The sequence below is a fragment of the Cellulomonas fimi genome, from assembly GCF_028583725.1.
Taxonomy (GTDB): domain Bacteria; phylum Actinomycetota; class Actinomycetes; order Actinomycetales; family Cellulomonadaceae; genus Cellulomonas; species Cellulomonas fimi_B.
Genome location: NZ_CP110680.1, coordinates 3,807,162 through 3,826,032, shown reverse-complemented (window position 1 = coordinate 3,826,032; position 18,871 = coordinate 3,807,162). Strand labels below are relative to the sequence as shown.

The following is an 18,871-nucleotide window of genomic DNA, read 5'->3' as shown; positions in this document are numbered from 1 at the left end:
GCATGTCTCAGCGCATCGACGTCAAGGACCTCAACATCTACTACGGCGACTTCCGCGCCGTCGCGGACGTCGAGATGGCCATCGAGCCCCGCTCGGTCACGGCCTTCATCGGCCCGTCCGGGTGCGGCAAGTCGACGTTCCTGCGGACGCTCAACCGCATGCACGAGGTCATCCCGGGCGCTCGCGTCGAGGGCACCGTCGCGATGGACGGCGTCGACCTCTACGGCAACGACATCGACCCCGTCGCGGTCCGCCGCCAGGTCGGCATGGTGTTCCAGCGCCCCAACCCGTTCCCGACGATGTCGATCGCCGAGAACGTGCTCGCGGGCGTGCGGCTCAACAACCGCCGCATGTCGAAGGGCGACGCGCAGGACCTCGTCGAGGCGTCGCTGCGCGGCGCGAACCTCTGGAACGAGGTCAAGGACCGCCTCGACCGCCCCGGCTCGGGCCTGTCCGGCGGTCAGCAGCAGCGTCTGTGCATCGCGCGCGCCATCGCCGTGCGGCCGCAGGTGCTGCTCATGGACGAGCCGTGCTCCGCGCTCGACCCCATCTCGACCCTCGCGATCGAGGACCTCATCGCCGAGCTCAAGGCGAGCTACACGATCGTGATCGTCACCCACAACATGCAGCAGGCCGCGCGCGTGTCCGACCGGACCGCGTTCTTCAACCTCGCCGGCACCGGCCAGCCGGGCCGCCTGGTCGAGATCGACGACACCTCGACGATCTTCTCCTCGCCGCGCGAGCAGTCCACCGAGGACTACATCTCGGGCCGCTTCGGCTGACCGCGGCCGTCCGGGCGCGTCCCGGGAGCGGCGAAGGCCCGACCGGGCGATCCGGTCGGGCCTTCGTGCGCGTGCGTACGGGGCGGGAGCGTCAGTCCTGCGACGTCTCCGTCGGCGACGGCGTGGGCTCCACGGCCGCCGTCTCGGTGGCCGTCGGCGTGGGCGTGGGCGTCGCGGTCGGCGTGGGCGTCGGGACCAGGCCCGCGTACTCGGGGAGCGTGCCGTCGAGGACCGGGACGTCGAACGTCGACGAGCCCCACGTGTCGGTGCCCAGCGTCAGCGAGACGAGACCGCCCGGGATCGTGTCGACCGCGGTGAGCCGCACGTCGGCGCGGCCGTCCTCGTCGGTGCCGTCGAGCAGCACCGTGGCGCCCGCGGGGACGTCGACCGTCGTCGGCTCGGCGCCCTCGAACGTGAACGTCACGCGCTCGTCCTCGGAGCCGTCGTTCACGAGGCCCCCGTGCAGCACGCCGGGCGCGCCGTCACCGTCGGACAGCACGAGCAGGTTGTCGCCCCGGATCTCGCCGACCGTGACGCGCACGCCGTCGGACGCCGCGTACTCGTCCTGCGTCGTGATCGGGTTGGTGGCCGAGCAGCCCGCGAGCGCGAGCGCGGCGGCGGTCGCGCCGGCGAGCGCGAGGAGCCGGGGGGTGCGGGGGCGGGGCGAGGTCACGATGACTCCTCGGGGCGTCGGGTGCCCCTGTGGCGGGGATCCGGTCAGGTCGACGGCCGCCCTCGGGGAGTGCCGACGGCTGCCGGCGGGCTCCGTAGACGACCGCACGGCAAGCCTAGCCGTCCGGCGGGCGCGCCCGGTGCGGCGCACGCGCGCGACCTGCCCGGGAGGAACCTACCGGGACGTTCGCCCAGGTCGTGGGTCCGACGTCCCGCGTGGCGAGGCGTCGGGGATGCAGTCCCGCCGACGAGGACCGCGCTGACCTGCAGTGATGCAGGTCTCACGCCGTCGGGGAGTCAAATCGGGCGTGATAAGATACACGTCTGCGAAAGGGGACGCCTGCAGATGACTTTCACTGTTGGGGAGACCGTTGTCTACCCGCACCACGGTGCAGCGTTGATCGAAGAGATCAAGACCAGGACCATCCGCGGAGAGGACAAGATCTACCTCAAGCTCAAGGTCGCACAGGGGGACCTGACCATCGAGGTACCGGCGGAGAACGTCGACCTCGTGGGTGTGCGTGACGTCGTGGGCCAGGAGGGCCTCGACCGGGTGTTCGAGGTGCTGCGCGCCCCGTACACGGAGGAGCCGACCAACTGGTCGCGCCGTTACAAGGCCAACCTCGAGAAGCTCGCCTCGGGCGACGTCATCAAGGTCGCGGAGGTCGTGCGCGACCTGTCGCGTCGTGACGCCGACCGCGGCCTGTCCGCGGGCGAGAAGCGCATGCTCGCCAAGGCCCGTCAGATCCTCGTCTCGGAGCTCGCACTGGCCGAGCACACCGAGGAGGAGAAGGCCGAGGCGATCCTCGACGAGGTCCTCGCGTCCTGACCCTCGTCGAACACGTCGGCCACGCCCACCTCGCCCCCGCGTCCCGGTGAGCGTCGCCGCCGTCCTCACGGCCGCCGGGAGCGGTTCCCGGCTCGGCCACACGCTGCCGAAGGCCCTCGTGCCGCTCGGTGGCGAACCGCTCGTCGTGCACGCCGCGCGCCGGCTGCTCACCGCCCGCACCTCGGACGGTGAGCAGGTCGGGACGCTCGTCGTCACCGCACCCGCCGACCACGTCGACACCGTCCGCTCCCTCCTCGAGGGGCTCGGTGGCGACGTGGTCGTCGTGCGTGGGGGGCCGACGCGGCAGTCGTCCGTCGCCGCCGCGCTCGACGTCCTCGCGTCGCGCGACGGCGTCGACGTCGTGCTCGTCCACGACGCCGCGCGACCCCTGGTGCCGCCCGCGCTCGTCGCGCGCGTCGTCGAGGCCGTGCGGTCCGGTCACGACGCCGTCGTCCCGGGGGTCCCCGTGACGGACACCGTCAAGCAGGTGGGAGCGCCCGAGGCCCGCACCGACGCGCTCCGGGAGGACGTGACGTCCCCGGCCGTCGAGCCGGTCGTCCGGACCGTGCCCCGCGGCGACCTGCGCGCCGTGCAGACGCCGCAGGGCTTCCGCCTCGACGTCCTGGCCGCCGCCCACGCGCACGGGGCGCACGTCGCGCACGACGAGGCGCTCGCCGCGTCCGACGACGCGGGGCTCGTCGAGCTGGCCGGTGGCGCGGTCTGGGTCGTCGCGGGCCACGAGGACGCCGCCAAGGTCACCACCGCACGTGACCTCGCGGTCGCCGAGCTCGTCTTGGGCGCCAACGCGGCGCGGGCCGGTTCCGAGCAGCCCGACGTGTCGCCCAAGGCCGCCGCACCCGGTGGTACGGCCCGACCCGCACCCGTCCCCGTCGAGGAGGCCCTGTGACCGTGCCGCTGCCCCGGACGGGGATCGGCGTCGACGTGCACGCCTACGACCCCGACCCCGCGCCCGACGCGGTGCTGCACCTCGCCGGGCTGGCGTGGCCGGGGGAGCGGCCGCTCGCGGGCCACTCCGACGCGGACGTCGCCGCGCACGCAGCCGCGGACGCGCTGCTGTCGGCGTCGGGCCTGGGCGACCTCGGGTCGAACTTCGGCACCTCGGAGCCGCAGTGGAAGGGTGCCGCGGGCACGACGCTGCTCGCGGAGGCCGCGCGTCGCGTCCGGGCGGCCGGGTTCGAGGTCGGCAACGTCGCGGTGCAGGTGATCGGCAACCGCCCGCGGCTGGGTCAGCGGCGCGCCGAGGCGGAGGCGGCGCTGTCGTCGGCCGCGGGGGCACCCGTCACGGTGTCGGCGACGACGTCGGACGGGCTGGGGCTGACCGGTCGCGGCGAGGGTGTCGCGGCGGTCGCCACGGCGCTCGTCGTCCCCGTCGCCGGCTGACGCGAGCCGCCCGGCCACCACCGCGGCGCGGCGCGCGTGCTGCCGAGCAGCACGCCGCCGACCACGACGACGCCCCACGCGATCTCGACGAGCGGGGTCGGCTCGCGCAGCAGGAGCCACGACGCGGCGATCCCGGCGACCGGCACGAGCATCGAGAACGGTGCGACGGTGCTCGACGGGTGCCGGCCCATGAGTGCGGTCCACAGGCCCGAGCCGAGCAGCGTGCCGATGAGGACCGTGTAGAGGAGCCCGCCGACCGCGAGCAGCCCCTGCGCGGTCGCGAGCCCGTCGAACGACGCCGCGATGCGCTCCGGCCCCTCGACGACGAGCGACGCGGCGAGCATCGGCAGCGGCGGCACGACGGACATCCAGAGCAGGAGCCGCAGCGGCTCGCCGGGGGCGGCGCGCATCGCGAGGCGGTTCCCGAGGTTCCCGACGGCCCACCCGAGCCCGCCGCACAAGGTGAGCACGACGGGCAGCAGCGTCGCGCCGCCGTCGAGGCCCGCCCGGTGCAGCGCGATCCCGCCGAGCCCGACGACCGCGACCCCGACGCCCACGCCCTGCCGCGCAGTGATCCGCTCGCGCAGCAGCGCCGCCGCGAGCACGACGGTGAAGGGTGCGGACGACTGGAGCACGAGCGACGCGAGGCCCGTCGGCATGCCGGAGTCCATCGCCAGGTAGAGGAACAGGAACTGCAGGACGCCGAACCCGAGGCCGTAGAGCAGCACCCACCGCCACGGCGCGGCAGGGCGTCGGACGAGGAGCACGGTCGGCACCGCGATGAGCGCGAAGCGGAGCGCGACGAGCAGGAACGGCGGGAACTGCTCGAGCTGCAGGTGGATGGCCGTGAAGTTCAGGCCCCACAGCACGGCGACGAGGACGGCGAGGGCGCGGTCGCGGGCGGTCACGTCGTCAGCATGGACGGGCGCGACCCTTCAGCACCATCGAGTTGTCGCGATCCGATGATGCAGCGACGCTGAACGATCCGCGCTAGCGTCGACGGCGTGGACGCCCGCTCCCTCGAGATCCTGCGCGCCGTGCACGTCCAGGGCGGCGTGACCGCGGCCGCCGCGGCGCTGCACCTCACACCGTCCGCCGTGTCGCAGCACGTCGCCGGGCTGCAGCGCGAGGTCGGCGTCCCGCTCACCGAGCGCGTCGGCCGCGGGCTGCGGCTCACCGCCGCGGGGGTCGCGCTCGCCGACGCCGCGGTCGACGTCGCCGTGGCGCTCGAACGCGCGCGCGGGGCCGTCGACGCCTACCTCGCCCGCCCGGTGGGCGTCGTGCGGGTCAGCGCGTTCCAGAGCGGCGCACAGCTGCTCCTGCCCGGCCTGCTGAGCCGGGTGGCCGCGCTGGACGGGGTCGTCGTCGAGTGCTCCGACGAGGACGTGGCGCAGGACGACTTCGTCGCCCTGACCGACCGCGTCGACGTCGTGGTCGCGCACCGCCCCGACGACGGCCGACCCTGGGCGGCGCCCGGCGTCCGCGTCGTCCCCCTGCTGCGCGAGCCCCTCGACGTCGCCGTCCCGCCCGACCACCCGTTCGCCCGCCGCCGGTCCGTGCCGCCCGGCGACCTCGCCGGCGTCGACTGGGTCGCCGTCCGTGAGGGCTTCCCGGTGGCCACGGTCCTCGCCGCGGTCGCCCGCCGCTCCGGTGACGCGCCCCGCGTCGTCCACCGCATCAACGACTTCCACGTCGCCGCGTCGTTCGTCGCCGTAGGTCACGGCGTCGCGCTGCTGCCGCGCTACACGTTCGGCGACGACCCGCGCGTGCGCCTCGTCCCGCTCGCGGACGTCCGGGCCGGGCGGCGCATCGACGCGCTGCTGCGCGCGGACCGGGCGGAGCGTGTCGTGGTGCGGCGCGTGCTCGACGAGCTGCGCGTGCTCGCGGACCGGATCGGCGGGCCGCGACCGTCCTGAGCGCGCTCCGCACCTCCACCCCCTCGGGGGCTCGCGCGGGCGCCCGTCCTGCGCTAGCGTCCCGGGTCGTGACGGAGTGGTCCGAGGAGCCGGGGCCCGCGCCTGAGGGCGTGGGAGCGCTCTCGGCTGCCCGCTCCGGCTCGGGCGCCCTTCCGCTGCGTCAGCCCGGCAACCGCGTCCGGCTGCGCGTCCGCGTCCCGGCCGAGGTGCTGGCCGCGACCGAGCAGGGCCTGGTCGGTCTGGACGACGAGCGCCGCCGCACCCTCGCCGAGGGCACCCCGCCGCCCGTCACGTTCTGACGACCACCACCGGACCGGCTCCGGACGGGCGCCCGGCGATCACGGTCGCGGTCATGCCCCCGCGGGAGCCGCCTGACGGGCCGCCGGTCGGCGCAGGCGCGGTCAGGGGATCAGGACCAGCTTGCCGCGCGCGTGCCCCTCGCGGCTCGTCCGGTGGGCCTCCGCCGCCTCGTCGAGCGGGAAGGTCCGCGCGACCTTGACGTCGAGCGAGCCGTCGGCGGCGAGCTCCGCGAGCTGGGCGCGCGCCGCCTCCCGGACCGCGGTGCCCGGGTCGGCGCCCGGGCCCCCGCCGAGTGCCCGGATGCCCAGGTCGCCCGCGCGGCCGAAGCCGGCGATGGTGGCGACGCGGAGCCGGTCCGCGACGACCGCGACGGAGACGTCGAGCGCCTCGTCGGACCCGACGGTGTCGATCGCGACCGTGACCGGTCCGGTCGTCCGCTCGGCCTCGCGCACCCGGTCGAGCAGCCCGGGACCGTGCGCGACCGGGACGGCACCGAGCTCGCGCAGGTCGTCGTGCGTCTCGGGCGAGCCGGTCGCGATGACGCGCGCGCCACGCAGGGCGGCCAGCTGCACGGCCATGCGGCCGACGCCGCCGGAGCCGCCGTGCACGAGGACGACGTCACCGTCGTGCGTGCCGGTCGCGGACAGCGTGTGCACCGCGGTGGTGCCGACGAGCAGCAGCCCGGACGCGGCGGCCCAGTCGAGCGTGCGCGGTCGACGGCACGTGACCTGCTCCGACACCTCCAGGTGCGAGGCGTAGCCGCCGGTGACGCGCCACGCGATCACCTCGTCGCCGACGGTGAGCCAGCGCACGGCCGGGCCGACGGCGGTGACGACCCCCGCGACCTCGAGGCCGAGCCGGATCGGCAGCCTCGCGGGGTCGTTGCCCGGCCCGGGCGCGTACATCTTCCAGTCGATCGGGTTGACGGCGGCGGCGCGGACCTCGAGGAGCACGTGGCCCGGTCCGGGGTCTGCGGGTGCGGTCTCGACGGTGCGGAGCACCTCCGGCCCACCGAACGCGGTCGCGACGACAGCCCTGCTCGTGACACTCACCCGCCACAGCCTGCACCGGTCACCCGTCGGCCGCCAGGGTGGATGCGTCCGCATGGACACCATCACTCGCACGAGTGATCGCCGGCGGGCCGGCCTGGTCGGGCGTCCAGCGCCGTGGTGCTCAGGCGGCGCGCGGTGCCTGCTCGTCGTGCGGCACGGGCCCGAGGACCTGGTCGAGGTAGGCGTTGCTGAACGCGCCGCCGGGGTCGGCCTGCGCCCGCACGCGCTGAGCGTCGCAGAACCGCGGGTAGACGCGCGCGAGGTCGTCCGCGTCGAGCCAGTGCAGCTTGCCCCAGTGCGGGCGGCCGCCGACCTGGGCCGCGATCCGCTCGACCGCCGTGAAGTACCGCGTGTACGGCAGGTGCACGTTCTGGTGCACCGCGAGATAGGCCGTGGGCCGGCCGTGCGCGGTCGACAGCCACAGGTCGTCGGGGGCGGCGAAGCGGACCTCGACCGGGAACGGGAGGCGCTCGCCCGAGGACTCGATCCACGCGTCGACCTCGGCGAGCACGTCGGCGATCCGCTCGCGCGGGACCGCGTACTCCATCTCGCGGAAGCGGACGCGACGCGGCGAGACGAACACCTCGGCGGACGGCGCGGTGTAGCGGCGGGCGGACAGGGCGCGGCTGCTCAGCTGGTTGATGCCGACGGTCGCGGGCGGGACGAGCGTCGCGATGCGGTTGGTGACCGCGAACATCGCGTTGGACAGGAGCTCGTCGTCGATCCACGACCGCACGGGGTGCAGCGGGCGGACGACGTCGTCGGGCACCCGGTTGTTGCGCTTGGTGAGCGCCCGGCGGGTGTGCGGGAACCAGTAGAACTCGAAGTGGTCGTTGCCGTCGACGAGGCCGTCGGGCCCGTCGAGCTCCTCCAGGACGCGGTCCAGCGGCCACGGCTCCTCGCGCGCCTCGAGGCGGAACGCGGGGACCACCTCGAGCGTCACGGCCGCGAGCACGCCCACGCTGCCGAGCCCGAGACGCGCGAGCTCGAAGAGCTCCGGGTGCCGCGTCGCCGACACGTCGAGCACGTCGCCGTCGGCGAGCACGAGCCGTGCGCCGACGACCTGCGTCGCGAGCCCGCCGAGCCGTGAGCCGGTGCCGTGCGTGCCGGTCGAGACGGCGCCCGCGATCGACTGCTTGTCGATGTCGCCGAGGTTGCGCATCGCGAGGCCGTGCTGCGCGAGCAGCGTGTTGAGCGCGCGCAGGCGGATGCCGGCGCCCACCGTGACGTGCGTCGTGCCGTCGGGCTGCGGGGCGACACGCTCGAGTGCGTCGAGCGCGTCGAGGTGCAGCTGGACGCCGTCGGTGACCGCCGCGGGGGTGAAGGAGTGGCCGCCCCCGACGGCCCGCACACGCAGCCCCGCATGTGCCGCGGCGCGCACCGTCGCGGCCAGTTCGCCCAGGTCACGCGGGTGCGCCACGCTGCGCGGGGTCGCGTGCGCGGTGCGGGCCCAGTTCTGCCACGGGGCGGCGGCCGACGTTTTTCCCATCGTGACAAACGTTCCTCCTGGGCGGTTGTCCAAGTCAAGTGCGAACACACCTTGACTATCGTCACGAGGAACATTGAGATATGGCGTGGGGAGACGCGACCCGCACCTCGCGCACCGGCGGTCGGGCCGGTGAGGGACGGGCGCATCGAGGGAGGGGACCCGGATGAACCGCTTGCCCGTCGCCGAGAGGCGCGAGCAGCTGATCGAGGCTGCGCTCACCGTCGCCAGCCGCGACGGCATCGACGCCGCGACCGTGCGCGCCATCGCCGCGGAGGCCGGCGTCTCGCTCGGCGTCGTGCACTACTGCTTCCAGGACAAGGACGAGCTGCTGCGGTCGATGGCGCACGCCATCACCAACCAGAACCTCGCCCGCAGCCTCGACGACCTGCCCGAGGGTGCCGACGTCGGCACCATCGTCGGTGCCGTCCTCGACGCGCTGTGGGACACCATCGCGTCCGCGCGCGGCCCTCAGCTCCTGTCGTACGAGCTCACGACGTCGTCGCTGCGGCACGCCGAGCTCAACCAGGTCGCGATCGAGCAGTACCGCGGGCAGTGGTCCGCTGCCGAACAGGTGCTCGAGCTCGTCGAGAAGGCCGCGCACGTCGGCTGGACCGTGCCGCGCGCGCAGGTCGCCCGGGCCGTCGTCGCCGTCGTCGACGGCTTCTCGCTCGCGTGGCTCGTCGACGGCGACTCCGAGGCCGCACGACGCGGTCTGCAGGGCTTCGGCCAGTACCTCGCCGCGATGGCGGTGCCCGTCGAGCTCGCGCCCGAGGCGCTCGACCACGGCCTGCCGCACGACACGTCCGCCCGCGCGGACGAGCAGTCCACCGCGTGAGCGCCGCCGCCACCAGGGGGAGCAGCATCGTCAGCACCGCGGCCCGGCGCGCCCGGGTCGCGACGTCCGGCGGGTTCGCGGCGCAGGGTTTCGTCTACGCGCTCCTGCTGACCAGCCTCGAGCAGTTCAAGGACCGGTACGGCGTCGGCGACGGGCAGATCACGCTCGTCGTCCTCGGCGTGTGCGCGCTCGCGGCCCTCGGCACGCTCGTCGCCGATCGCGTCGCGCGGGGTCGCGCGGGCAGCCGCGGGGCGCTCGCCGCCGGCCTGTCCGTGCTCGTGACCGCCGTCGCCGTCGTGTCCGCCGCGCCGACCTTCGCGGTGCTCGTGCTCGGGTTCGCCGTCTACGGGCTCGGGCTGGGGCTCGTCGACGCCGGGACCAACATGCAGGCCGTGTCCGTGCAGCGCGCCTACGGACGGTCGCTGCTCACCGGGTTCTACGCCGCCTGGTCCGTCGGCGGCATCGCCGGCGCCGTGCTCGTTTCCGTGACTGCCGGGACCGTGTCGCTCGGGCCCGTGGCGTTCGTGCTCTGGTCCGGCATCCTCGTCGCCTCGCTCGCGGCCTTCCTCGTCGCCGTCGCCGGCTGGCACCGCGACCGCGCGGCCGAGACCGCGGCCGACACCGGCGCCGACGTGGCCGGACGCGTGCCGTGGGGACCCGTGCTGCTGCTCGGGCTCGGCGTCGTCGCCTACTACGTCGCCGACACCGCCGTCTCGACGTGGTCGACCATCTACCTCGGCGACGTCCTCGACGCGACGTCCCGCATCGCGCCGCTCGGCTACGCGGCCTACCTGGCGACGACGCTCGTCTCGCGCGTCGCGGGCGACCCGCTGGTGCGCCGGCACGGGCGTGCCGCCGTCGTGCGGGTCGCGGCCGTCGTCGGCGCCGTCGGGCTCACGCTCGTCGTCGTCGCGCCCGGCACGCCCGTCGCGCTGCTCGGCTTCGCGGTCACCGGTGCGGGCCTCGGCGTCATCGCGCCGCTGTGCTTCTCCGCCGCCGGCGCGCTCGCCCCCGGGCACGCGGACGCCGTCGTCGCGCGGCTCAACGTCTTCAACTACGTCGGGGCGGTCCTCGGCGGCGTCCTCGTCGGTGCCATCGGGTCCGGGTCGACGCTGCGCGCCGGCTTCGTCGTCCCCGTGCTCCTCGTCGTCGCCGTCGCCGTGGTCGCGCCACGGTTCGGGCGGCGCGGGACGGCCGCCCCCGGCGCGGGCGGGTCCGAGGCCCTGGCGGGGTCCGCCGGCCCCGTCACCGCGTCGGGCGGTACGGTCCGGTCGACCGACGAGGAGGTCCGGTGACGACCAGCACCCGCGCGACCGCCCGGCCGGCGCCGCAGCCCGACGCGACGACGCGCACGCTCGGCGCCCGGCTCGACGAGGCCACCCGCGGCCTGGCCGCGCCGCTCGCGGTCATCGACCTCGACGCGCTCGACGCGAACGCGACCGACCTGGTCCGCCGGGCCGGCGGCACTCCCGTCCGGGTCGCCTCGAAGTCGGTGCGCGTCCGGCACGTCCTGCACGACGTGCTCGGCCGGCCCGGGTTCGCCGGCGTCATGGCGTACTCGGTGCGCGAGGCCGTGTGGCTCGCGCGCGAGGGCGTCCACGACGTGCTGCTCGGCTACCCGAGCGTCGACACGGGCGCGCTCGACGAGCTCGCCGCCGACCCGCGCGCCGCCGCGGCCGTGACACTCATGGTCGACGACGTCGCGCAGGCCGACCTCGCCGCGGCCGCCGCGACCGCGCACGGCACGACGCTGAGGGTCTGCCTCGACGTCGACGCGTCCCTGCGGGTGCGGCTCGGTCCGCTGCGTGCGCACCTCGGCGTCCGCCGGTCACCCGTGCACTCCGCGGCCGACGCCGCGGTGCTGGCCGCCGCCGTGGAGGCCCGCGGGCCGCTCGTGGTGCGCGGCGTCATGTTCTACGAGGCGCAGGTGGCCGGGCTGCCCGACACCAGCCCCGCCGTCCGGGCCGTCAAGCGGCTGTCCGTCGCCGACCTCGCGGTGCGCCGCGCGGCCGTCGTCGAGGCCGTGCAGGACGCCGTCGGGCACCCGCTCGACCTCGTGAACTCGGGCGGGTCGGGGTCGGTCGAGACGAGCGTCTCCGACGGCACCGTCACCGAGGTCACCGCCGGGTCCGGCCTGTTCGTGCCGACCCTGTTCGACGCCTACCGGTCGTTCACACCGCGGCCCGCCGCGTACTTCGGCCTCGACGTCGTGCGCGTGCCCGGCCCGGGCTGGGCGACCGTGTTCGGCGGCGGGTACGTCGCGTCCGGCCCGGCCGTGAAGACGCGGCTGCCCCGGCCCGTGTGGCCCGACGGGCTCGCGCTCACCGGCCGGGAGGGAGCGGGGGAGGTGCAGACGCCGCTGCGGCTGGCGTCGGGCGCCGACCTGCGCGTCGGGGACCGGGTCTGGTTCCGGCACGCCAAGGCCGGTGAGGTGATGGAGCGGTTCGCGACCGTGCACCTCGTCCGGGGCACCACCGTCGAGGCGTCGGTGCCGACGTACCGCGGCGAGGGCCGCACCTTCGGCTGACGACCGCCGGACCGCTCCCGCTCGGGTGTGCGCGCCCGGCGCCGGTGCGCGACCCCCGGTGAGCAGCCGCGACGGCGGCGGCGGTGAGGAGAGGACCCGTACGATGACGGGCGTGACCCTGCGCCTGTTCGACACCGCGACCCGCACGGTGCGCGACTTCGTCCCGCTCACCGCGGGCGAGGTCGGCATCTACCTGTGCGGCGCGACCGTCCAGGCACCTCCGCACATCGGCCACGTCCGGTCCGGCGTCGCGTTCGACGTGCTCGTGCGCTGGCTGCGCCGGACGGGCCACCGCGTGACGCTCGTCCGCAACGTCACGGACATCGACGACAAGATCCTCGCCAAGGCCGCCGACGCGGGTGAGCCGTGGTGGGCGTGGGCCATGACCAACGAGCGCGAGTTCACCGCGGCGTACGACGCGCTCGGCGTGCTGCCGCCCACCTACGAGCCGCGCGCGACGGGGCACGTCCCGGCGATGGTCGACCTGGTCGACCGGCTCGTCGAGGCGGGCCACGCGTACGCGACCGGCCCGGGCGACGTCTGGTTCGACGTCCGCTCCTACCCGGAGTACGGGGCGCTCACCAACCAGCGCGTCGACGACATGGTCCCCGCCCCGGACGACGCGTCGGGCGTCACGAAGCGCGACGCCCGCGACTTCGCGCTCTGGAAGTCGCCCAAGCCGGGAGAGCCGGCGAGCGCGTCGTGGGAGACGCCGTGGGGCCGCGCACGGCCGGGCTGGCACCTCGAGTGCTCGGCGATGGCGCGGCGCTACCTCGGCGACGCGTTCGACATCCACGGCGGCGGGCTCGACCTGCGGTTCCCGCACCACGAGAACGAGCAGGCGCAGTCGCACGCCGCCGGGTACGGGTTCGCGCAGTACTGGCTGCACAACGGCTGGGTCACGCAGGGCGGCGCGAAGATGAGCAAGTCGCTCGGCAACGGGCTGCTCGTCGACGTCGTCCTCCAGGGCGTCCGCGCCGCAGTGCTCCGTTATGCGCTCACGGCCGTGCAGTACCGGTCGATGCTCGAGTGGACCGACGACTCGCTGCGCGAGGCCGAGGCCACGTGGGACCGCCTCGCCGGGTTCGTGGAGCGCGCGGCCGAGAAGGTGGGCGCCGCGGACCTCGACGAGGTCGCCAAGGCCGACCTGCCCGACGCGTTCGTCGCCGCGATGGACGACGACCTCAACGTGCCCGCCGCGCTCGCGGTCGTGCACGAGCACCTGCGCCTCGGCAACGGCGCGCTCGCGTCGGGCGACCTCGTCGTGGCCCGGACCGAGATGGTCGCGCTGCGCGCGATGCTCGACGTCCTCGGGCTCGACCCGGGCAGCCCGCAGTGGGCGGCGCGCGGCGGCGACGAGCGGTACGCGCGGGCGCTCGACGCGGTCGTCGCCGGTCAGCTCGACGCCCGGGCGCAGGCTCGCGCCGACCGTGACTTCGCCACCGCCGACGCGATCCGTGACCGCCTCGCGGCCGCCGGGATCGTCGTCGAGGACTCACCGACCGGGGCCCGCTGGTCCCTGCGACCCGAGTCCTGACCGCCACCGCGGCCCGCACCGACACGCGCGCGGGCCGACACCGCACCAGACGTACGCACCACCACACGTAGGAGACAGCACCCATGGCCGGCAACTCCCAGCGCCGAGGCGCGACCCGCAAGCCGGGCTCGAAGAAGGGCGCGTCCGTCGGTACGGGCGGGCACGGCCGCAAGTCGCTCGAGGGCAAGGGGCCGACGCCGAAGGCCGAGGACCGCCCGTACCACGCGGCGTACAAGAAGAAGGTCGCGGCGGAGAAGCGCGCGGTCGCCGGCCAGGGCCGGTCGGGTCAGCGGGCGGCGGGCGCGTCGCGCAGCGCCGCCGGGGGACGCGGCGGACGCACGTCGTCGACCCACGAGATCGTCTCCGGGCGGAACTCGGTCGTCGAGGCGCTGCGGGCCGGGATCCCGGTGTCGACCGTGTACCTCGCGGCGCGGCTCGAGGCCGACGACCGCACGCGCGAGATCGTCTCGACCGCCGCCGAGGCCGGCTACCCGCTGCTCGAGGTCAGCCGCACCGAGCTCGACCGGCTCACCGACGGGTCCGTCCACCAGGGCGTCGCGATCCAGGTGCCGCCGTACGCGTACGCCGACGACGAGGACCTGCTCGACGCCGCCGAGGCGTCGGAGCAGCCGGCTCTGGTCGTCGCGCTCGACGGCGTGACCGACCCGCGCAACCTCGGCGCCGTGCTGCGGTCCGCGGGCGCGTTCGGCGCGCACGGCGTGCTCGTGCCCGAGCGGCGTGCCGCGGGCGTCACCGCCTCCGCGTGGAAGGTGTCCGCGGGTGCCGCGGCACGCGTGCCCGTCGCGCGCGTGAAGAACCTCGTGCGCACCCTGCAGGCGTACCGCGAGGCGGGCGTGTTCGTCGTCGGGCTCGACGGCGGCGGCGAGGTCGCGATCGGCGACATCGCGTTCGCCGAGGACCCGCTCGTGCTCGTCGTCGGCTCGGAGGGCAAGGGCCTGTCCCGGCTCGTGCGCGAGCAGTGCGACGCGATCGCGTCCATCCCGATCGCCTCGGCCGTCGAGTCGCTCAACGCCGGGGTCGCCGCGGGCATCGCCCTGTACGAGGTCGCGCGCCGCCGCGCCTCCTGACGACGAGGGCGCGGCGGGTCAGCCGAGGATCTGGTCGTCCTCGACCTGCGGGAACATGTCGGTGTCGCGGATGTCGCCCGACTGCACGCCGAGGATCGCGTCCTCGTCCGGGCGCGTCGGCAGGATGTTCTTCACGTAGCTCTTGACGACCTCGGGCATCGGCACGTCCCGGCCGTGCTGCTGCGACAGGTACCACCGGTGGTCGAGCAGCTCGTGGAACACCTGCGCGGGCTCGAGCTTGTGCCGCAGGTCGCGCGGGACCGCGCGCACCGCGGGCTCGAACACCTCGGTCAGCCAGTCGTGCGCGACGAACGCCTCGTCCTCGCGCTGCCGGTCGGTCGCGGCGCGGTACTCGTCGAGGTCGTTGAGCAGGCGGCGGGCCTGGTTCTCCTGCACGTCGAGGCCGGTCAGGCGCATGAGGCGCCGCGAGTGGTGGCCCGCGTCGACGACCTTCGGCTGGATCTGCACGGTCGTGCCGCCGACGTCGGTCGTGATGTCGAGCTCGCCGACGTCGAAGCCCAGGTCGTTGAGGCGGTCGATGCGTGCCTGCACGCGCCACCGCTCGCCGTAGCCGAACGACTCGGTCTCGGTGAGGGCCCGCCACAGGTCCCGGTACCGCTCGGCGAGCGCGTTGCCGATCGCGACGGCGTCGACGTCCTCCTCGAGGAACTCGCCCGCCTGCAGGTCCATGAGCTCGCCGATGATGTTGACGCGCGCGACCTCGAGGTCGTACTCGCGCTGGCCCGTCGTCAGGGTGTCGTGCAGGTCGCCCGTCTCGGCGTCGACGAGGTACGCGGCGAACGTCTCGGCGTCGCGGCGGAACAGGGTGTTCGACAGGGACACGTCGCCCCAGTAGAAGCCCGCGAGGTGCAGGCGGACGAGCAGCACGGCGAGCGCGTCGATGAGGCGCGTGGCGGTGTCGGGGCGCAGCGACTGGCTGAACAGCGCGCGGTACGGCAGGGAGAACTGCAGGTGCTCGGTGATGAGCACGGCCTCGAGCGGCTCGCCGTCGGGGTCGCGCCGGCCGGTGATGACGCCGACCGGCACGACGCTCGGCACGTCGATGCGGTCGAGCTGGCGCAGCAGCTCGTACTCGCGGTACGCGACGGTCTCGCCGATCTCCTTGACCGCGATGACCCGGCCGGACAGGCGGACGAACCGCACGATGTGCCGGGAGATGCCGCGGGGGAGGGCGGCCAGCGTCTCGGCCGGCCAGTCCTCGAGCGGCACCTGCCAGGGCAGGTCGAGGAGCGCGGGGTCCGGGTTGGCCGCGGTGATCTGCAGGCGCTGCGGCGTCGGGCTCATGTCCCGATCCTCTCAGAGTGGTCCGACGACCGACCCCTGCGCGCAGGAACGGAAGTCGGGGAGGACGTGTGGGCGTCTCGCACAACGCGACGGCGCGGTGCGGGTGCGCGCGGGGCGGTGAACGCCCGACGGGCGGGCCCGGCCGGAGCCGGACCCGCCCGTCGGCGGTGCTGCGGGGAGCGGTCAGACCGTGATGCGCTCGCCGGTGCCCGCGTGGAACAGGTGCTGCTGGCCCTCGCGGATGCGGACCCACACCGTCGCGCCCTTGTCCGGCACGCCGCGGGGGTCGATGCGGACGATGATCTGCGCGTCGCCGGCACCGGAGTGCACGGCCTCGGCGCCGCCGAACTCGTTCGTGAGCGACGCGTAGAGGAACGCGTCCGAGCCGAGCTCCTCGACGATGTTCACGATGACCGGGATCGCGTCGGGGGTGCCCTGCGGGACGACCTCGAGCGCCTCGGGACGGAAGCCGAGCGTGATGTGGTTGCGGTCGGCCTCGGTGAACTTCGAGATGACGTCGCGCGGGAGCGAGACGCGCGCACGGCCGAGCTGGGCCGCGCCCTCGAGGACCGGGACGGTCGCGATGTTCATGGCCGGCGAGCCGATGAAGCCGGCGACGAAGACGTTGGCCGGGGTGTCGTACATGTCGCGCGGCGTGCCGACCTGCTGCAGGAGGCCGTCCTTGAGGACCGCGATGCGGTCGCCCATGGTGAGGGCCTCGGTCTGGTCGTGCGTGACGTAGACGGTGGTGACACCGAGACGACGCTGCAGCGACGCGATCTGCGTACGGGTCTGGACGCGGAGCTTGGCGTCGAGGTTCGACAGCGGCTCGTCCATGAGGAACACCTGGGGCTGACGCACGATGGCGCGACCCATGGCGACACGCTGACGCTGACCACCCGAGAGGGCCTTCGGCTTGCGGTCGAGGTACTGGGAGAGGTCGAGGATCTTGGCGGCCTCCTCGACGCGCTGGCGGATCTCCGCCTTCGGCGTGCCGGCGATCTTGAGCGCGAAGCCCATGTTGTCGGCGACCGTCATGTGCGGGTACAGCGCGTAGTTCTGGAACACCATCGCGATGTCCCGGTCCTTCGGCTGGACGTCCGTGACGTCGCGGTCGCCGATGAGGATGCGACCCGCGTTGACGTCCTCGAGACCCGCGAGCATGCGGAGCGAGGTGGACTTGCCGCAGCCGGAGGGGCCGACGAGGACGAGGAACTCGCCGTCCTCGATGTGCAGGTCGAGCGAGTCGACCGCAGGGCGCTCCGTGCCCGGGTAGACCCGGGTGGCCTTGTCGAACGTGACCGTAGCCATGACTGATCAGTTCCCTTCACCGGCAGGTACGTGCCGGACGATCCGTTGTGGAGGGTGTCACCGTGTCTTCGCTGACACGGACCGAGGGGGGCGAAGGCCCGTCCTCGGTCCGAGGTCATCATGCCACACGCGTGACGCAGATCTCGTGGGCCGGGGCAACCGTCGAGGTGCCGCGCACGGCCGTCGGGCGACCCGCCCTCAGCCGAGCACCGCGACCGACCCGTCGGTGCGCAGCGCGTACATCCGCGGCACCTGCCACCCCACGCGCAGGTTCGTGCCCGCCTCGAGCACCTCGCCCGTCAGGTCGGCGCGCCACGCGCGCCCGCCGTCGCCGGTCGCGTACGCCTCCACCACCGGGCCGGGACCCCGCAGCAGCAGCCAGCGGCCGTCCGTGGACACCTCGTCGACCGTCCGGCCGAGCGCCGTCGTCCACAGGACCGCGCCCGTGCGCGCGTCGATCGCGGCCAGGCCGTCCGCCCCGACGACGTAGAGCCGGTCGTCGAGCAGCAGCGCCGACGTCGCCTCGACCCCCGTCACGCGCCACCGCAGATCGCCCGTCGACGCGTCGCGCGCCGACACCGACGCGACCACGCCCGACGGCCCGACGTCGCGCGTCGCGAACAGCACCGACCCGGGGACCGAGCCGTCGTCGACCCGGAGCCACATCGGCGTCGCGTCGACCGTGGCGCTCGTCCCGTCCGACCGCAGCAGCCGCGCCTGCGGGCGGCCGTCCTCCGACCACGTCGAGTGCACGACCGCGCCGCCGCGCGCGAGCTCGGGCCACCAGCCGGGCTCGAGCCGGTCGCGGCGCAGGAACGTGCCGTCGCCGTCGAGCAGCCACGACGACGTGCCCACCGCCAGGAGCACGCGGTCGCCGCGCGCGTCGAGCGACGCGAACGACGACGACCACACGTCCGTCGGCTGCGTCACGCGCGGCGCCGCGAGCCGTGGCGTCGTCCACGTCCACAGCACGTCCCGGGTGGCCGGGTCCGTCGCCATGACCCGCCAGCGGGCCGAGTCCACCTGCTCCTCGACGCGGATCGCCGTGAGGAAGCGGCCGTCGAGCACGGTGAACGCCGCGTCGCCGGGCAGGCGCTGCGTCGACAGCAGCGTCCCGTCGCGCGCGTCGAGGAACCACAGCGACACGTCGGGCGGGGGACCGATGTCCGACCCGGGCTGCTGGGCGAGGCAGCCGACGACCGGCCGTGCGTCGGCCGTCGACCCGTCGGCGCCGGCTCGGGCCGGCGCGCCGGCGGTCGTGCACACCGTCCACGTCGCCGGGTCGGCGGCGTCGGGCGTCATGAGGGGCGTCGGCAGGTCGAGCTCGCGCGTCCACCGCAGTGCGCCCGTCCGCTCGTCGAGCGCGCGCACCTGCACCTGCGCGGACGGCAGCGGTGCGGCCCCGACGACGAGCCCGTCGACGAGGACGCCCGACTCCACGACCCGCGCGTCCTCGGCGCCCGCGGCCCACCGGACGCCGAGGTCGGGGTCGACCGGGCGGAGCACCCCGCGGACGTCGGCGAGCGCCTCCACCCGGGCGCGCTCGCGGGCGTCGAGCAGCGCCTGCGCTCCGACCAGCAGCGCCGCGGCGCCGAGCACGGCGGGGACGACGAGGCGCAGGTGCCGCCGCACCCAGCCGCGTGCGGCGGCCGCCGCGTCCGGGCGGTCGCCGCCACCCGGCGGCGGGACCGGGGCGGGAGCAGCACCCGTCGACGGCTCGGCCGGCGGCTCGTCGCGGCGCGTGCGCGACCGGGCAGCGGGCGTGGCCGGGTCGTCGTGCTCGTCGACCTCGACAAGGTGCACGTCCTGCATGCGGCCGGACATCTC

General features: G+C 75.0%; 17 protein-coding genes and 1 pseudogene. 11 read left to right on the top strand and 7 right to left on the bottom strand.

Annotated features, from left to right (window positions below):
- Window positions 1–2 precede the first annotated feature (2 nt).
- Window positions 3–782, top strand: a complete 780-nt coding sequence (gene pstB, locus OOT42_RS17230; protein WP_273652376.1) for a phosphate ABC transporter ATP-binding protein PstB — start codon at window positions 3–5, stop codon at window positions 780–782.
- A gap of 91 nt (window positions 783–873) precedes the next feature.
- On the opposite strand, the gene OOT42_RS17225 is transcribed toward pstB, so the two are convergent.
- On the bottom strand, window positions 874–1,455 hold the full coding sequence (locus OOT42_RS17225) for a hypothetical protein (RefSeq protein ID WP_273652375.1): 582 nt from the start codon (window positions 1,453–1,455) through the stop codon (window positions 874–876).
- A 345-nt stretch (window positions 1,456–1,800) separates the two neighbouring features.
- Between OOT42_RS17225 and OOT42_RS17220 the strand changes: the two genes are divergently transcribed.
- The 3 genes and pseudogenes from OOT42_RS17220 to OOT42_RS17210 all read left to right on the top strand — a co-directional run.
- On the top strand, window positions 1,801–2,283 hold the full coding sequence (locus tag OOT42_RS17220; RefSeq protein WP_013769765.1) for a CarD family transcriptional regulator: 483 nt from the start codon (window positions 1,801–1,803) through the stop codon (window positions 2,281–2,283).
- Window positions 2,284–2,329: 46 nt separating this feature from the next.
- A complete protein-coding gene (gene ispD / locus OOT42_RS17215) occupies window positions 2,330–3,190 on the top strand; it encodes a 2-C-methyl-D-erythritol 4-phosphate cytidylyltransferase (protein WP_273652374.1) in 861 nt (286 codons plus the stop codon).
- Window positions 3,187–3,609 (top strand): annotated as a pseudogene (locus tag OOT42_RS17210) (2-C-methyl-D-erythritol 2,4-cyclodiphosphate synthase); the annotation flags it as partial. The gene ispD and the pseudogene OOT42_RS17210, both read left to right, overlap by 4 nt.
- Here the strand turns inward: OOT42_RS17210 and OOT42_RS17205 are convergent.
- Window positions 3,531–4,592, bottom strand: coding sequence for an EamA family transporter (locus tag OOT42_RS17205; protein WP_423775924.1), 1,062 nt, complete (start codon window positions 4,590–4,592; stop codon window positions 3,531–3,533). The pseudogene OOT42_RS17210 and the gene OOT42_RS17205 sit on opposite strands and share 79 nt — an antisense overlap.
- A 96-nt stretch (window positions 4,593–4,688) precedes the next feature.
- On the opposite strand from OOT42_RS17205, the gene OOT42_RS17200 reads away from it, so the two are divergent.
- Entirely contained in the window at window positions 4,689–5,600 is a 912-nt protein-coding gene (locus OOT42_RS17200; RefSeq protein WP_273652372.1) for a LysR family transcriptional regulator, read from the top strand.
- 68 nt (window positions 5,601–5,668) lie between these two features.
- Window positions 5,669–5,899, top strand: coding sequence for a hypothetical protein (locus OOT42_RS17195; RefSeq protein WP_273652371.1), 231 nt, complete (start codon window positions 5,669–5,671; stop codon window positions 5,897–5,899).
- A 102-nt stretch (window positions 5,900–6,001) separates the two neighbouring features.
- Here OOT42_RS17195 and OOT42_RS17190 read toward each other — a convergent pair whose 3' ends face one another.
- Window positions 6,002–6,952 (bottom strand): quinone oxidoreductase family protein, encoded by a 951-nt coding sequence (locus OOT42_RS17190; RefSeq protein ID WP_273652370.1) that lies wholly within the window; start codon window positions 6,950–6,952, stop codon window positions 6,002–6,004.
- 121 nt (window positions 6,953–7,073) lie between these two features.
- Window positions 7,074–8,441 carry a D-arabinono-1,4-lactone oxidase gene (locus tag OOT42_RS17185; RefSeq protein ID WP_273652369.1) on the bottom strand — a complete coding sequence of 456 codons (1,368 nt, stop codon included), beginning with the start codon at window positions 8,439–8,441 and terminating at the stop codon, window positions 7,074–7,076.
- A gap of 163 nt (window positions 8,442–8,604) precedes the next feature.
- Here OOT42_RS17185 and OOT42_RS17180 point away from each other — a divergent pair, with 163 nt between their 5' ends.
- The 5 genes from OOT42_RS17180 to rlmB all read left to right on the top strand — a co-directional run bounded on the left by OOT42_RS17180 (window position 8,605) and on the right by rlmB (window position 14,428).
- Window positions 8,605–9,276 carry a TetR/AcrR family transcriptional regulator gene (locus OOT42_RS17180; RefSeq protein WP_273652368.1) on the top strand — a complete coding sequence of 224 codons (672 nt, stop codon included), beginning with the start codon at window positions 8,605–8,607 and terminating at the stop codon, window positions 9,274–9,276.
- Window positions 9,273–10,571 (top strand): MFS transporter, encoded by a 1,299-nt coding sequence (locus OOT42_RS17175; RefSeq protein ID WP_273652367.1) that lies wholly within the window; start codon window positions 9,273–9,275, stop codon window positions 10,569–10,571. Before OOT42_RS17180 ends, OOT42_RS17175 begins: the two co-directional genes overlap by 4 nt.
- A complete protein-coding gene (locus tag OOT42_RS17170; protein ID WP_273652366.1) occupies window positions 10,568–11,803 on the top strand; it encodes an alanine racemase in 1,236 nt (411 codons plus the stop codon). The genes OOT42_RS17175 and OOT42_RS17170 overlap by 4 nt, the downstream gene beginning before the upstream one ends.
- Before the next feature lie 112 nt (window positions 11,804–11,915).
- The gene (gene cysS / locus OOT42_RS17165) at window positions 11,916–13,340 is read left to right on the top strand and encodes a cysteine--tRNA ligase (protein WP_273652365.1); all 1,425 of its coding nucleotides are present in this window, start codon (window positions 11,916–11,918) and stop codon (window positions 13,338–13,340) included.
- An 83-nt stretch (window positions 13,341–13,423) separates the two neighbouring features.
- Window positions 13,424–14,428, top strand: a complete 1,005-nt coding sequence (gene rlmB / locus OOT42_RS17160) for a 23S rRNA (guanosine(2251)-2'-O)-methyltransferase RlmB (protein ID WP_273652364.1) — start codon at window positions 13,424–13,426, stop codon at window positions 14,426–14,428.
- Window positions 14,429–14,446: 18 nt separating this feature from the next.
- Here rlmB and OOT42_RS17155 read toward each other — a convergent pair whose 3' ends face one another.
- The 3 genes from OOT42_RS17155 to OOT42_RS17145 all read right to left on the bottom strand — a co-directional run bounded on the left by OOT42_RS17155 (window position 14,447) and on the right by OOT42_RS17145 (window position 18,868).
- A complete protein-coding gene (locus tag OOT42_RS17155) occupies window positions 14,447–15,733 on the bottom strand; it encodes a DUF4032 domain-containing protein (RefSeq protein WP_273652363.1) in 1,287 nt (428 codons plus the stop codon).
- A gap of 183 nt (window positions 15,734–15,916) precedes the next feature.
- Complete coding sequence (locus OOT42_RS17150; RefSeq protein ID WP_273652362.1) at window positions 15,917–17,044, bottom strand: ABC transporter ATP-binding protein; 1,128 nt, start codon at window positions 17,042–17,044, stop codon at window positions 15,917–15,919.
- A gap of 198 nt (window positions 17,045–17,242) precedes the next feature.
- Window positions 17,243–18,868 carry a PQQ-binding-like beta-propeller repeat protein gene (locus OOT42_RS17145; RefSeq protein WP_273652361.1) on the bottom strand — a complete coding sequence of 542 codons (1,626 nt, stop codon included), beginning with the start codon at window positions 18,866–18,868 and terminating at the stop codon, window positions 17,243–17,245.
- Window positions 18,869–18,871: the final 3 nt, after the last annotated feature.